General features: G+C 40.7%; 14 protein-coding genes and 4 tRNA genes (1 of these 18 only partly in view). 13 read left to right on the forward strand and 5 right to left on the reverse strand.

Going from position 1 to position 14,117, the window contains the following annotated elements; translation table 11 throughout:
• Nucleotides 1-27: 27 nt before the first annotated feature.
• From A6749_RS14000 to A6749_RS14015, 3 genes are all read right to left on the reverse strand, one after another.
• A complete protein-coding gene (locus tag A6749_RS14000) occupies nt 28-1,140 on the reverse strand; it encodes a GerAB/ArcD/ProY family transporter (protein WP_066390504.1) in 1,113 nt (370 codons plus the stop codon).
• A 225-nt stretch (nt 1,141-1,365) separates the two neighbouring features.
• The gene (locus A6749_RS14010; RefSeq protein WP_066390509.1) at nt 1,366-2,526 is read right to left on the reverse strand and encodes a Ger(x)C family spore germination protein; all 1,161 of its coding nucleotides are present in this window, start codon (nt 2,524-2,526) and stop codon (nt 1,366-1,368) included.
• Complete coding sequence (locus tag A6749_RS14015) at nt 2,526-4,079, reverse strand: spore germination protein (RefSeq protein WP_066390510.1); 1,554 nt, start codon at nt 4,077-4,079, stop codon at nt 2,526-2,528. Before A6749_RS14015 ends, A6749_RS14010 begins: the two co-directional genes overlap by 1 nt.
• A 136-nt stretch (nt 4,080-4,215) precedes the next feature.
• On the opposite strand from A6749_RS14015, the gene A6749_RS14020 reads away from it, so the two are divergent.
• Nucleotides 4,216-4,695, forward strand: a complete 480-nt coding sequence (locus A6749_RS14020) for a PH domain-containing protein (protein WP_066390511.1) — start codon at nt 4,216-4,218, stop codon at nt 4,693-4,695.
• Nucleotides 4,688-6,130 (forward strand): PH domain-containing protein, encoded by a 1,443-nt coding sequence (locus tag A6749_RS14025; protein WP_066390524.1) that lies wholly within the window; start codon nt 4,688-4,690, stop codon nt 6,128-6,130. Before A6749_RS14020 ends, A6749_RS14025 begins: the two co-directional genes overlap by 8 nt.
• Before the next feature lie 17 nt (nt 6,131-6,147).
• On the opposite strand, the gene A6749_RS14030 is transcribed toward A6749_RS14025, so the two are convergent.
• A complete protein-coding gene (locus A6749_RS14030; protein WP_066390531.1) occupies nt 6,148-6,729 on the reverse strand; it encodes a rhomboid family intramembrane serine protease in 582 nt (193 codons plus the stop codon).
• Between the two features lie 90 nt (nt 6,730-6,819).
• Here A6749_RS14030 and acpS point away from each other — a divergent pair, with 90 nt between their 5' ends.
• The 6 genes from acpS (at nt 6,820) to A6749_RS14060 (ending at nt 12,885) form a co-directional block, all read left to right on the forward strand.
• The gene (acpS, locus tag A6749_RS14035; RefSeq protein WP_066390536.1) at nt 6,820-7,170 is read left to right on the forward strand and encodes a holo-ACP synthase; all 351 of its coding nucleotides are present in this window, start codon (nt 6,820-6,822) and stop codon (nt 7,168-7,170) included.
• Between the two features lie 164 nt (nt 7,171-7,334).
• The gene (locus A6749_RS14040) at nt 7,335-8,342 is read left to right on the forward strand and encodes an outer membrane lipoprotein-sorting protein (protein WP_066390541.1); all 1,008 of its coding nucleotides are present in this window, start codon (nt 7,335-7,337) and stop codon (nt 8,340-8,342) included.
• Nucleotides 8,343-8,463: 121 nt separating this feature from the next.
• On the forward strand, nt 8,464-9,627 hold the full coding sequence (alr, locus tag A6749_RS14045; RefSeq protein ID WP_066390544.1) for an alanine racemase: 1,164 nt from the start codon (nt 8,464-8,466) through the stop codon (nt 9,625-9,627).
• Between the two features lie 278 nt (nt 9,628-9,905).
• Nucleotides 9,906-10,187 (forward strand): CopG family ribbon-helix-helix protein, encoded by a 282-nt coding sequence (locus tag A6749_RS14050; protein WP_066400964.1) that lies wholly within the window; start codon nt 9,906-9,908, stop codon nt 10,185-10,187.
• Between the two features lie 4 nt (nt 10,188-10,191).
• Complete coding sequence (gene ndoA, locus A6749_RS14055; protein WP_041967053.1) at nt 10,192-10,542, forward strand: type II toxin-antitoxin system endoribonuclease NdoA; 351 nt, start codon at nt 10,192-10,194, stop codon at nt 10,540-10,542.
• Between the two features lie 156 nt (nt 10,543-10,698).
• Nucleotides 10,699-12,885, forward strand: a complete 2,187-nt coding sequence (locus A6749_RS14060) for a Tex family protein (protein ID WP_407937509.1) — start codon at nt 10,699-10,701, stop codon at nt 12,883-12,885.
• A gap of 20 nt (nt 12,886-12,905) precedes the next feature.
• On the opposite strand, the gene cmpA is transcribed toward A6749_RS14060, so the two are convergent.
• Nucleotides 12,906-13,019, reverse strand: coding sequence for a cortex morphogenetic protein CmpA (gene cmpA / locus A6749_RS28130; RefSeq protein ID WP_127484595.1), 114 nt, complete (start codon nt 13,017-13,019; stop codon nt 12,906-12,908).
• Between the two features lie 97 nt (nt 13,020-13,116).
• On the opposite strand from cmpA, the gene A6749_RS14065 reads away from it, so the two are divergent.
• The 5 genes from A6749_RS14065 to A6749_RS14085 all read left to right on the forward strand — a co-directional run.
• On the forward strand, nt 13,117-13,596 hold the full coding sequence (locus A6749_RS14065) for a SprT family protein (RefSeq protein ID WP_066390560.1): 480 nt from the start codon (nt 13,117-13,119) through the stop codon (nt 13,594-13,596).
• A gap of 127 nt (nt 13,597-13,723) precedes the next feature.
• Nucleotides 13,724-13,798: transfer RNA gene (locus A6749_RS14070), tRNA-Asn, on the forward strand.
• A 4-nt stretch (nt 13,799-13,802) separates the two neighbouring features.
• Nucleotides 13,803-13,893 (forward strand) — tRNA-Ser (locus A6749_RS14075).
• A 17-nt stretch (nt 13,894-13,910) separates the two neighbouring features.
• A tRNA-Glu gene (locus A6749_RS14080) sits at nt 13,911-13,982 on the forward strand.
• A gap of 77 nt (nt 13,983-14,059) precedes the next feature.
• A tRNA-Gln gene (locus A6749_RS14085) sits at nt 14,060-14,117 on the forward strand; it runs 17 nt beyond the window's last position.

Raw genomic sequence — 14,117 nt, forward strand, 5'->3', positions numbered from 1 at the left:
CATGGACAAATCGTCCATGCTCTTTGTTCATTTGTTTTCAATTTTTTTTGATTTACTCTTTTTGGATTGTTTGACTGTGTCTATTAGTAAATATAGTATAGGAATCCCTTGGAGAAAATATGAAAAGGTGGCCCATGATTGGTTATAAAAGCTAGTAACCTCCGCAGATCCGCTTGCCATGCTTACAGATAATGCAACCATAACGGCGGCCAACGAAAAAGTCAAGGGGCGGTAATCTTTTAAGCGTAAAAGATGGGTAAGGATTTGAACAGCTGTCGTAAAAAAAACGGTTATTTTGATAAAAACTGTTGTCGCCCAGATGGAAATTAATAAATGATCCAGGTTTTGGATGAAATCTGCGATTCGAACATAGCGAATCATCTCTAACATAGGATACGTAAGATGGCTCGTTAAATTTGGGCCAAAAAGTAATATAAGCCAAACAATATTTACACCAATAAATAGGACGGAGAAAATAGTCCCCAAGATAATAGATTTCAAGGTCTTATGCTTTTGGCTTAAGTATGGAAATATAAAAAGTAAAATTATCGCTTCCCCAAAAAAAGGAATAATTGAATAGCTGCCTACAAAAATTCCGTGACCGCTATGGTTAGTAATAAAGGCCATCAATCGATTCCATTGTAATTCTCTTCCAATTAAAATTAGATTTCCGATATTTGCCAAAATGCAGAGATAAAATAAACCTTGGGCAATTCGAAATAAATTTTCAAATCCTAATCGCGCTGTAACGGCAATTACCAATCCGAACATGAAGCCAACAGCCCAATTTGGAGTTCTTGGCAGATAGGTTTGCACGATGAAATCTTCATATTCTCTTAAAATAAGGGCGCTTATTTGCAGAAAGGAAACAAAGAATATCACCATAAAAGGGATATGAATCCAGCTGGGGAAAATCTCTTTGCCGTAGTTAACATAAAACTCATTAGGTCTTCGGTTTGCAAGTTTAATGAAAAAAAAGGCAAGAATAATCCCAGCTAAACCGCTTATACAAAGAGCAATGATCGAATCATATTGGGATAGGTAGATTAGTTGACTAGCCCCAAACCCAACCTGGGTGGAGAAAGAAAAAAGAATGATAAAAAGGATCAGTTGATTTTGGGAAATCTTTTCAGTCTGCAAAGGAATCCACCTAACCTATAATTTTCTGTTGGATCGGTCCGAATAGAAATTGAATTAAATCAATCGGACTAGGTACATGTTTGAAATATGCGGTAGAAATACAATAAAAAAAGGAAGCACCCATAATACAAAAGACAATCCAATAGGTTCTTTTTTTTCGATTCTTATTTTTTAAGTATGTCCACTCGTAGCCAAATAAAAAGAGAAAGCCAAGAATAATCAAAATCATAGGTCTCTTTCCTTTTTCCAATATGGGTTATTTTCAGCACCAAGTCGCTGGATTTGTAATTCAACATTCACATTTATCTTTACTTTATCTTGATAAACTTCCGGCCAGTCTTCTTTCACTGTTTTCCATATTTTTGGTTTATACCATGATAAGTATTCAGCGAATTGAAAAGCATCTGATTTCACTTCTTTAGTAGTCTTTAAAGCGGCTTCAATTCTTTTGCGAATTTGTTTTTCTGCCGCTCGCTCTAGTTTTTTAATCTTTTCTATACTAGATAAATCTAGGTTGGAATGAGATTCAGAAATATTCGCCTTTGATTTGATTGCCACATTAAAGGTGAACGGCTCGTTTTTAGAAGGGCGAATTTTGGTATGTGCCTCCATGACCAATAAACTAATCAATTTTTGATCTGTAGGAGATTTTATCGTTATTTCTGAACCTTTAATTAGGTTTCGGAGCCAGAATGCTGCCCGGCCGACCGTTGTGTCTAGTTTTCCGACCATTTTATAATGATGAAACAAGGCCATTTCCCCTGGTTTGACAAAAAGCCCCTCTTTGCCGCCTTCACTAAGCATTTTCATTTTGGTCTTTGATAACAGACCGACAATCATATCGCCGTTCAGTGCTTCAAGGAAGTCTTTTGGTGTCGTATCTACTGTCACTTTTCTTTGTGTAAATGATATTGGAATAGAGCTTGGAAACCGTTCGAATACTGGTGTTAAATTTTCAATATCTTTTGCTTTTCCGGGTGCAATTAGTATAGTCTGGTTAATATTCAAACTTGGTTCTCGAATAACAAATTCTAATACTGCCTCGATACCCTCCTTGGCCATTTCTTCGCTGATCACAATAATTCTTGTATGCCCCCAGCTAATACTTCTGGTTAGAGTTGCTTGTATTTTCTTATAGGCTTCCGTAAACGACTTTCCTGTTGCGGATTGAATTGAATACGGTTTTCCGGATGTCCCTGCACCACCAAGATCACCAGGTACAAGTCGATTGGGAAGAGAAAATGAAAGAGATACCTCCATATGGCCATTAGCTGCTTTGTCAATATATATACCAGAAACAAAAGCACGTTCATTGAGCTCCAATTGTGACCAGCAGCCTGTTAATAATAAAGGCCATAACACGATAACCCACTTTAGCCGTTTCATTAATCCTCATCATCCTCTATTATTGATTTCTGGATATTTGACCTCATATCATCATTTGAACCAGTGAATGAAGGACGAGCCTTCATCAGCCACCATGGGACACGGATAAAGGTGTCCTTTAAGTCGCTCGTTCTAAGCGGTGCTGTAGGAGAAAGATATGGCATGCCAAAGGAACGAAGGCTAACAACATGGATATAAATTAGAATTGTTCCTATCATTAAACCGAATATGCCAAATGTGCCGGCTAAAATCATAAGTGGAAAACGAAGTAATCTGACAGTAAATCCTAAATCATAACCTGGTATGACAAAGGAGGCTATCCCGGTTATGGAGACAATGATGACCATAATCGCTGAAACAATCCCGGCTTGTACTGCAGCCTGTCCAATGATAATTGCCCCAAGGATGCCAATGGCCTGTCCCACTGCTTTAGGAGTTCGAATGCCTGCTTCTCGTAATCCTTCAAAGGCAATTTCCATCAGAAATGCTTCCACGATACTCGGAAAAGGAACATTTTCACGTGATGCAGCAACACTCAATAATAAGCTGGTAGGAATCATTTCTGGATGAAACGTGGTAATCGCGATATAAAAGGATGGAAACGTTAGTGTAACGATTAACCAGCCGTAGCGAAGCATTCGGATAAAGCTAGTAAGAAAATATCGTTGATAATAATCTTCAGCCGCTTGAAGAAACATGTAAAAATTAACGGGCGCAATAAGTGGGATGGGGTCTCCATCTACAAAAATGACCACTCTACCTTCCAGCAGGGCTGCAGCTGCCACATCTGGGCGCTCCGTCTTTTGGGATTGGGGAAAGGGGGATAGCGGCCTATCATCGATACATTCCTCAATATAGCTGCTCGCTAAAACACCATCAATTTTAATCCGGGTTATTCTTTGTTTTACTTCAGCAATTAAATCATCCCTGCAAATTCCCTCCAAATAACTAATAATTACTTTTGTTTTTGTATATTTTCCAATTAAAAGTTGTTCCATTTTTAGATGCGGAGATTTTATTCTTCTGCGTACCATCGTAACATTCGTATGAATATCCTCTAAAAAAGCTTCTCTTGGTCCCCTAATGACATTTTCATTACTGGTTTCACTTCCAGTTCTCTTTTCGAAGCTTGTTAGAGGAAATGCAATCATTCGGTTGTCGCCTTCGAAAAAAACAATGACTTTTCCGTCCAGAATATTTTCCGCGGCCTCTTGCATGTCGGTTAGAATACTAGTGCACATGGTACTTACGGATTGTAAATCAAGTACTTTATGAATTAATTCATGACGCGACGATGCAAAATCCGGTGAAACAATATATTTTAATACTTGATCATCAAATAATTGTTGATCTACCATGCTTTGTACAAATACGATTCCACAGCGTGTTTCATTGGCTGTTAATTCATGAAAGGTGATATCAATACTTTGATGGAAGGTCTCTTTAAACCATTCCATCCGAACATCAAAATTTTCCCCTAAGAAAACTTGCCTTTTTTGTTTTTTTTCTTGTTGATCCTGCTGTAGTCTTTTGAATACCGAAAAAATAGACAAATTGCTTCACTCCACGAACTTTTTGTTAGATTTCCCAAGCTGCCAAATTTTTATAAAAAATTTACAGTGGTAGCGTATCTGAATTATTTGTCTGTATACTGGAATTGATGGAATGCTATGGAGGAGTGGATTTCGGGTGGTTTTAAAACCTCAAAAACGGATTTCAAACAAAGCGCTGACAGTCTGGAGAATCTCTGGTGTCATCAAATCAGTCATTGGCTGGTCAATTACCGCTACGGCATTATTTATATTACCTTTTTTCGATGTTCCATTTTGGGTTTCTATTGTTTTAATTGTGCTTGGAGTGATCTTCCCCTGCTTACATATTTTTATCTTCCCATCATTGAAATGGCGGAGCTGGCGGTACGAGGTGCGTGAAGAGGAGATTGAGCTTGAAGAAGGGATTTTTATTAAAACGAGAACATTAGTCCCGATGATTCGTGTTCAACATGTAGATACGAATCAGGGCCCTATTTTACGGAAATTTAAGCTTGCCTCTGTGGTGGTACACACGGCAGCAACCGCCCATGAGATTCCTGCATTAGAGGAGGATGAAGCGGAGGAATTACGTTTCTCTATTTCCAGATTAGCAAGGGTGGCGGAAGAAGATGTCTAAACCACAGCGGCTTCATCCGATTGCAAGTGTTGTGACCACTGGCAAAAGAATCCGAAACTTATTAATACCTATGCTTGCGATTAATTTTTCCGGTGGTCGAGAAGGAATATTTTCGTTACTCATTACATTGGCTATTTCTCTAGTGGTCATTTTAATTACCTTGCTGACGGGAATCTTATCATGGCTCCGATTTACATACAGGTTTGAGGAGGACGAGCTTAGGATCGAATATGGAATCTTTGTCCGTCAAAAAAGGTATATTCCGTTTGAGCGGATTCAAAGCATCAACCTCACGGAGGGGTTATTGCAGCGAATATTCGGGCTTGTGAAGGTTCAGGTTGAGACGGCCGGCTCTGGTGATGAAGCGGAAGCGGTTCTGTCGGCTATTACGAAAGAGGAGGCTGGAATGATTCAGGGATATGTCGCAGCCGCAAAAAATGACGGAAGCCGTGAAGTGGAGAATGTACGGGCGGGCAATAAGGTTTTTACTATTTCTACCTCGGAATTACTAATTCTCTCCTTAACATCGGGGGGAGTCGGGGTCGTCATTTCAGCCGTCGTTGCATTATTTTCTCAGCTTGATGATATTATTCCCTATAAAAAGATTTTTGGGGACTTTGAAAAATGGGCGGTTCACAACATCATTACTCTTGCAGTCATCGTGTTTTTCGGTCTTTTCCTCGCTTGGGTCATTTCGTTGATCATTACGATGATGAAATATGCCAACTTTAGTGTTGTCAAAACAGAAAAGGATTTCATTATTTCGCAAGGCCTGCTGGAGAGAAGGCAAATTACGATTCCTTTAAGGCGGATTCAGGCAATTCGTATTCATGAAAACATCGTCCGGCAGCTTCTTGGTTACGGCACAGTTTATATCGTTAGTGCGGGCGGCTCCGCGGAAAATGAAGAAGGCGCTAAGGTCATGCTGCTTCCCGTCGTAAAGGTTAAGCACATAGTCCCATTGTTAAAAGAGGCATTACCAGACTATCAAATGGAGCCGCTTCTTTTTTCCGCACCAAAAAGATCGATGCGCCGCTATATTTTACGGGCATGGTATCTTACGGTTCCAATTGTATTAGCTGCAATCATTTTTTTAAAGGCATGGGGCCTGCTGTCGCTTATCATTTTTGCTATTGCTACAATTTGGGCTATTTTAAAATATAAAGATGCCGGCTGGAGCTTGGGGCCAAAGCAGCTGACCCTGCGTTTCCGGAGGATTAACAGAACAACGGTTTTCATACAAAAAAACAGAGTTCAGAGCCTGAAAATGCGGGAAAGCTTATTTCAACGAAGGCAAAGCCTTGGGACTTTGGAGGCATTTGTGAAATCAGGCACCGGTGATGCATGGGCAACAGTGGTCGACTTGGAAAGAAGCGATATTCATCAAGTTTATGAATGGTATTCCAGAGAAAAGCAAAGGGAGATCTCCGGCTGATGGGTTCGGAGTCTCCCTTATTTTTTTATAACGTATCCAAGCAGGAATCCGCCTATAAGGCCAAATAAATGAGCTGTAATATTTATATTTGGCTGGATAAAGGTCATAATGAGACTGACAACACAAAGAGTAATAATAATTTGCGAGTTTTCCTTTGAAAGTCTATTCTTTTGAAACACAATCATGGCAATATAATAACCGAACAATCCAAATATTGCTCCGCTTGAACCTACATGTGTGTAAGTGAGGGGCTCAAGAATAAGAGTCGCAACATTGGCGATAATACCGGAAATGAGATAAATGAGTAAAAATTTTCCGCCGCCAAGCAGCCGTTCTAATGCCGGACCAAATAGAACGAGGGAAAAACTATTAAACAGCATATGGGAAAAACCGCTATGCATGAAAATCGGGGTAATCAGCCGCCAAACTTCCCCCTCTATAATATAGAAATTCACACCGGAGAAATGTTCAAAGAACCAATAGTTAGGGAAAATCGGTAAAATGGTTAATAGATATAGGGCAATATGAATGGCAACAATGACAGAAACAACCGGATACAAGCGAATAAATTCACGGAAGCTTTCAGTTCTGGTAAACATGGGAAAAACCCCCTTTATAACCATCATAAACGGAATTATAGTCTTTTACACTATTATGCTTATAAAAATTAATATAGAAGGATGTTGTACATGATTAAAGGGATTGGAATTGATATTATAGAACTTTCAAGAGTTCAGGAGTTAATGGGCAGGCAGCAGAAGTTTGTTGACCGGGTCCTGACGGAGAATGAAAAAAGAAGGTTCGAAAAATTAACTTCGGTACGCAGGACAGAGTTTTTAGCTGGAAGATTTGCTGCAAAGGAAGCCTATGCTAAAGCGGTCGGTACCGGCATAGGGAAAGAGCTGTCTTTTTTAGATATTGAAATTGACACAGATGAGTTTGGTAAACCGTTTGTTTCAGGACCGTACGAACACGCTCACGTTTCGATTTCACACAGCCGCGACTATTGCGTCGCTCAGGTGATTATCGAGGAGCTATAGATTTATAAAAAGGGCTTATTCAACTCTGCTAGCATATTCCTCATGGTTGTCTCATATATTCGTATGGAATAGGAGAGACAAGGTCAGCTATGGTTAATTTGAAGCCTGATCCCTGCCTTTCTCTTCTCAAAACCATACGAATGAGACAAGAAGGGGTTGAAGGAATGAGGAAAAAGTTAATGCTGCTCATGACAGGGCTGATGGCCATCTTAATTCTCGCTGCCTGTGGCTCTAAGTCACAACAAGATGTAGTAAAGGAGTTAGAGGGTAAACAAAAGGATTTAACGAGCTATAAAGTAGACGCAAAAATGACACTAAAAATGGGCTCGGATTCTCAAGTGTATAACGTTGAAATCTGGCATAAGGATCCATCCTTTTATCGTGTGAATTTGAAAAATGCCGAAAAAGACCAAAGCCAAATGATTTTACGAAATAATCAAGGTGTATTCGTATTAACACCAGCGTTGAATAAGAGCTTTAAATTCCAAAGCGATTGGCCGCAAAACAGCAGCCAGGCCTATCTGTATGAATCATTGATTAAAGATATTGTCGCCGACAAGGAAGCTAAGTTCACCGAGACAAAAGAACATTATGTATTCGAGACGCAAACCCGCTATCAAAATAATAGTATGCTGCCAACCCAGGAAATTAAGCTAAAGAAAAAAGATTTGTCTCCGGTTAGCGTAAAGGTCATGGACCCAGACCGCAACGCACTGGTGACAGTTGAATTTAAAAAGGTGAAGTTTAAAGCAAGCTTTGATAAAGACGATTTCGAAATGAAGAAGAATATGACACGTGCCCAGCTTAACTTACCAGCGATGGCAGGCGGCGGGGATGAAGTCTTAACCGTTAAGTATCCAACACTAGACTTAAAAGGGACAAAGCTAATTGACGAGAAAGAAATCTCCCTTGAGAATGGTAAACGTGTTGTTCTTACTTATGATGGCAAAAAGTCTTATACACTTGTTCAGGAAAAGGTAAAAGCGAAGGAAGCATCTACAACATTTGTGGAAGGCAACCTTGTTGATTTAGGCTTTACCATTGGTGCTGTGTCCAGCCATTCCATTACCTGGTCGCATGATGGGGTAGATTATATTATCGCCTCCAAAGACTTATCGAAAGACGAAATGATAGAAGTTGCCAAATCTGTTCAGGCTGAAGAGGTTAAATAATCCTTTTAACAAGCAGACTCCATATAATGGGGTCTGTTTTTTGTGGCTGTTGTTGTTAGAGTGCGTTATTTTTATGGTAAAATGAAAAATGGTATTTAACATAGACGCAGGAAGTGAAACCATGGGAGCGCAAGGGAATTTCTACCGAGACACTTGGGTTGAAGTGAATTTAGATTGTATTTCAGGAAATGTTGCCGTAGTGAAAAAACATCTCCCTAAAGACATAAATATCATTGCGGTGGTGAAAGCAAATGCTTATGGCCACGGTGATGTCCAGGTGGCAAAGACAGCACTTGAGGCAGGAGCAGTATACTTGGCCGTTGCTTTCTTGGATGAAGGGATTGCTTTAAGAAACAAAGGAATTACCGCCCCTATTCTTGTATTAGGTGCATCCCGCCCTGAAGATGCAGAAATAGCAGCTAGAAAGCACATTACCTTGACTGTTTTTCAAAAGGAATGGCTGGAGAAAGCGGGACAGCACTTATCTGACGAAGCTCGTCTGCTGCTCCATATCAAAGTCGATTCAGGCATGGGACGGATTGGAGTGCGAAGCAGTGAGGAATTAACTGCTATCGAGCACATCATTTCGGAAGATGAAAGGTTTGTGTTTGAAGGGATCTTTACCCACTTTGCAACGGCTGATGAACTTGATACAACCTATTTCCGGCAGCAATTAGCTTTTTTTGAAAAAATGCTTGCTGCATTATCGGTACGTCCTAAATATATTCATTCCAGTAATAGTGCTGCGGCGATTCGCTTTAAAGAGGCTTACTTTAATACCGTCCGCCTCGGGATCGCGATGTACGGGTTAACACCTTCGCTTGAAATGGAGAATGAAATTCCATTTCAGCTGCAGGAAGCTTTTTCATTGAAGACACGGCTTGTCAATGTGAAGAAGCTGCACAAGGGAGATAAGGTGAGTTACGGGGCAACGTATGAGAGTGAGGGCGAAGAGTGGATCGGTACCCTGCCAATCGGTTATGCCGATGGCTGGATTCGAAAGCTTTCAGGACAAGAAGTTTTAGTTGAGGGTTTCCGAGCACCCATTGTCGGCAGAGTCTGTATGGACCAGTGCATGATTCGGCTTCCGGAATATTTTCCAGTCGGAACAGAGGTTACGTTAATTGGAGGGCAGGGGAATCAAATGATTTCCGTCAATGAAATAGCCGCAAAGCTGGAAACCATTAATTATGAAGTGCCATGTATCATTACCGGCCGGGTTCCACGTGTGTATAAGCAGCATGGGGAAATTGTCGAAGTGAAAAATAATTTGATTGGTAATTGATGGGTTCTAAATAAAAAAAACCGGCATAATTATGATATCGTGTGTAAATTGGTGCATAAAAGCATGTCTAATTGGCTTATAATACAGTAGGAATTATATTTAGTCTATGCATCGAGGCAGAATAGTGTTATTATAAATTATGGTATAGATAAATGATAACATGCCTAAGACGGCTCTTTTAAAGAGTGGTTCTTGTGGCATGGACAGTTTTATGTGTTTATAGATATAATTCTGATTATCTAAAAAATGGTGTGTAGTGATGGTGGAGGTGTATGTTTGTGTCTGAACCCAGCGCAACTACGGAGATCTTGGTAAAGTTACCGCAACATCTTTTAACTGAACTTGATGGTTTCGTTAAACAGGAAAATGTAAACCGTAGTGAATTTATCTACCAAGCAACAAAAATGTATTTACGCGAACGCAAACAGAGACAAATTCGCGAATCCATGAGACGTGGATACATGGAAATGGCTAAAATCAATCTTAGAATCGCATCAGAAGCATTTCAAGCAGAATATGAGGCAGAGCATACTGTTGAACGTCTTGTAAGCGGAGGTTAAACCTTTGATTGTCAAGCGTGGTGACGTATATTTCGCGGACCTATCCCCAGTTGTTGGTTCTGAACAAGGCGGCGTCCGTCCTGTACTTGTCATCCAAAACGACATCGGGAATCGGTTTAGTCCCACAGTGATTATTGCAGCGATTACAGCTCAAATTCAAAAAGCGAAGCTACCTACTCATGTTGAAATTGATGCCAAGCGCTACGGATTTGAACGAGATTCGGTCATCCTGTTAGAGCAAATTCGTACAATCGATAAACAGCGGTTAACCGATAAAATCACCCATCTCGATGACGAAATGATGGAGAAAGTGGATGAAGCCTTGCAAGTGAGCCTAGGTCTCATCGAATTCTAGTAAAAAAGCACGCTCTTTTAATATATAAAGGGCGTTTTTTTGTACATATTATCTGCCCTCATCTGCGAAGCAAGCTGTCATGGCTTGCTTTTTATTTTGGGCACAAGGTTGTGGAATGAAACACACCTGCTATTTTGATACAATATGGAAAAAGGAATGGAGGATACACGAGTGACTGAAACAGTAGTGAAAGACGATCAGCATATCGGCCGAATTGCTGCCGAACAAGGAATATCCCCAAAACAAGTGAAAAGTGTCATTTCATTAACAAATGAGGGCAATACGGTTCCATTTATTGCGCGTTACCGCAAGGAAATGACTGGCGCCCTTGACGAGGTACAAATCCGCAGCATCTTAGAGCGGTGGCAATATATTCAAAATCTCGAGCAGCGGAAAGAGGAAGTGCTGCGAATCATTACCGAACAGGGGAAATTAACGGAAGATCTCAAGAAATCCATTGTAAAAGCTGAGAAACTGCAAGAGGTAGAAGATTTATACCGTCCATATAAACAAAAACGTCGGACAAAGGCGACCGTCGCTAAAGAAAAAGGCTTAGAGCCGTTGGCAGAGTGGCTGCTGACATTCTCGAACGAAAATCCAGAGGATAAAGCGAGGGAATTTTTATCAGAGGAAAAGGAAGTTCTGACAGTGGAAGATGCCATTGCAGGAGCGAAAGACATTATCGCCGAAATGGTTTCCGATGATGCGGAAGGCCGCAAGTGGATCCGGCGTGAAACCTTTAAAACAGGTGCTGTCGTCTCCGTTGTGAAGGATGCGGAAAAGGACGAAAAAAATGTTTACGAAATGTACTATGAGTACGAAGAACCGGTAAACAAAATTGTTCCGCACCGGATTCTAGCCTTAAATCGCGGCGAAAAAGAGGATATCCTAAGAGTATCCATTAAAATGAACATGGATATAATCCTCTCTTATTTAGCTAAAAAGTGGGTTAAAAAAGAGCATGTCCCTGCGGCTCAGCTTGTAAAAGAAGCCATTGAGGACGGCTACAAACGTTTGATCCAGCCTTCAATTGAACGGGAGATTCGCAACGAACTGACTGAAAAAGCGGAAGAACAAGCAATACATATTTTCTCAGCAAATCTTAAGAACTTACTATTACAGCCGCCGTTAAAAGGGAAAATGGTTCTAGGTGTAGATCCTGCTTATCGGACAGGCTGTAAGCTTGCTGTCGTTGACGAAACAGGGAAGGTTCTTAAAATTGATGTCATCTACCCGCATCCGCCTGTTTCAAAGACAAAGGCTGCACGTGAAAAAATCATCAACATATTGCATGACTACAAGATAGAAATGGTTGCAATCGGGAACGGAACGGCTTCGAGGGAAACTGAACAATTTGTCACCGATATTTTAAAAGAAATCGATGAAGAGATTTTTTATTTAATCGTCAATGAAGCTGGTGCAAGTGTGTATTCTGCATCAGACCTTGCACGGGAAGAGTTTCCGAATCTCCATGTTGAGGAAAGAAGCGCGGTATCAATAGCCCGCCGTCTACAGGATCCGCTTGCTGAATTAGTAAAAATTGATCCGAAATCGGTAGGGGTCGGCCAGTATCAGCATGATGTATCGCAAAAACGTTTATCTGAATCTCTGAACTTTGTCGTTGAAACCGCAGTAAACCAAGTTGGCGTCAATGTGAATACAGCTTCTGCTTCACTGCTGCAATATGTCGCCGGACTTACAAAGACAGCTGCAAATAATATTGTGAAAATGAGGGAAGAGGAAGGAAAGTTTACAAGCCGGGTGCAATTGAAAAAGGTTCCGCGGCTTGGAGCTAAAACCTATGAGCAGGCGATTGGCTTTCTTCGTGTATTAGACGGGAAACAGCCGCTTGACCGAACAGGCATACACCCGGAAACCTACGATGAGGTCAAGAAACTATTAACGAACCTTGGATTTACAGCAGCTGACCTAGGGACGGAAGAACTTAAAAATGCTTTAAGCGAACTGGATTTAAAGACCGTCTCTGAAGAATTAGCCATTGGAGAATTAACATTAAAGGATATAGTAGATGCTTTAATGAGACCAGAAAGAGATCCGCGTGATGATTTACCTCGTCCGTTGTTGAAAAAAGATGTGTTAAAGCTGGAAGACCTAAAACCAGGGATGGAACTTCAGGGAACAGTTCGAAATGTGGTTGATTTTGGTGCGTTTGTTGATATCGGAGTTAAGCAGGATGGGCTTGTTCATATCTCGAAATTAAGCAACCGCTTTGTCAAACACCCATTGGACATCGTATCTGTAGGCGATGTCGTAACGGTCTGGGTTGATTCTGTCGATATGAAAAAAGGCCGTGTAGCCCTAACAATGCTCCAGCCGTCATAAGGAATAGAAAACACTGCTTATTATGAGCAGTGTTTTTTTCTGTAGAAAAACCAGCATTGGTTTAGCAGCTTGATTTGGTAGCGATTCTTCTCGTAGAAAGCACGTTTCATTTGGTTTTGAAACCAAGTCGGCATAATGAAACCTCCTGTAGAGTGGATTTTCATTAAGTGTATAAACAATATATGCTATAATAGGTTGTCACGTTCATAAAGAAGTGAGGGAAGCGCAAAGTTGAACGATTTAGAACTTCAAGCACTAGTGGAAAACATATCTTCTGAAATCTTTGGCCAGCCGTTTAAGCATAAAGCAACGTTTAACTCCAGATTAAGAACTACCGGCGGACGATATCTTCTTGGTACACATAATATTGAAATCAATAAGAAGTATTTAGAACAGCTTGGTAAGGAAGAATTAATCGGGATCATTAAACACGAACTCTGCCACTACCATCTCCATCTTGAAGGAAAAGGACACCAGCAGCGTGATACGGATTTTAAGCTTTTATTAAAAAAGGTTGGTGCACCACGCTTTTGTAATCAGCTCCCGGAAGAAGCGAAAAAAACTAAGCGCCCGGCTAAAAAGATTTTATTCTATCAGTGTACGAATTGCCGCCTCACATATCAGAGAAAAAGAATTATAGATACAAGTAAATATGTTTGTGGAAAGTGTCGCGGTAGATTGAAAAAAATAAAAGAAGTTGTACTAAGATAAGAAATAATAGTTCCAATTATTTCTTCTTAAAATGTTATTGACTTTAATTAACTACGTCATTATAATTTAAAGAGTCGATAAGGCAATGCCTTATTAAATGAAGTAAATTTGGTAAAGCTAATATTATTCCGCAGTAGCTCAGTGGTAGAGCTATCGGCTGTTAACCGATCGGTCGCAGGTTCGAATCCTGCCTGCGGAGCCATATTGGGGAAGTACTCAAGTGGCTGAAGAGGCGCCCCTGCTAAGGGTGTAGGTCGCGTAAGCGGCGCGAGGGTTCAAATCCCTCCTTCTCCGCCAGATTAATTCATATATTTGGCCCCTTGGTCAAGCGGTTAAGACACCGCCCTTTCACGGCGGTAACACGGGTTCGAATCCCGTAGGGGTCATCAGAAATGGGAGATGAGCATTAACTCCATTTCCTGTTTCTTATCTCACATATTAATAATGTGAATTTTGGGCACGTTGGGCTATAGCCAAGCGGTAAGGCAACGGACTTTGACTCCGTCATTCGTAGGTTCGAA

The sequence above is a fragment of the Neobacillus mesonae genome, from assembly GCF_001636315.1.
GTDB classification, from domain to species: Bacteria; Bacillota; Bacilli; order Bacillales; family Cytobacillaceae; genus Neobacillus; species Neobacillus mesonae.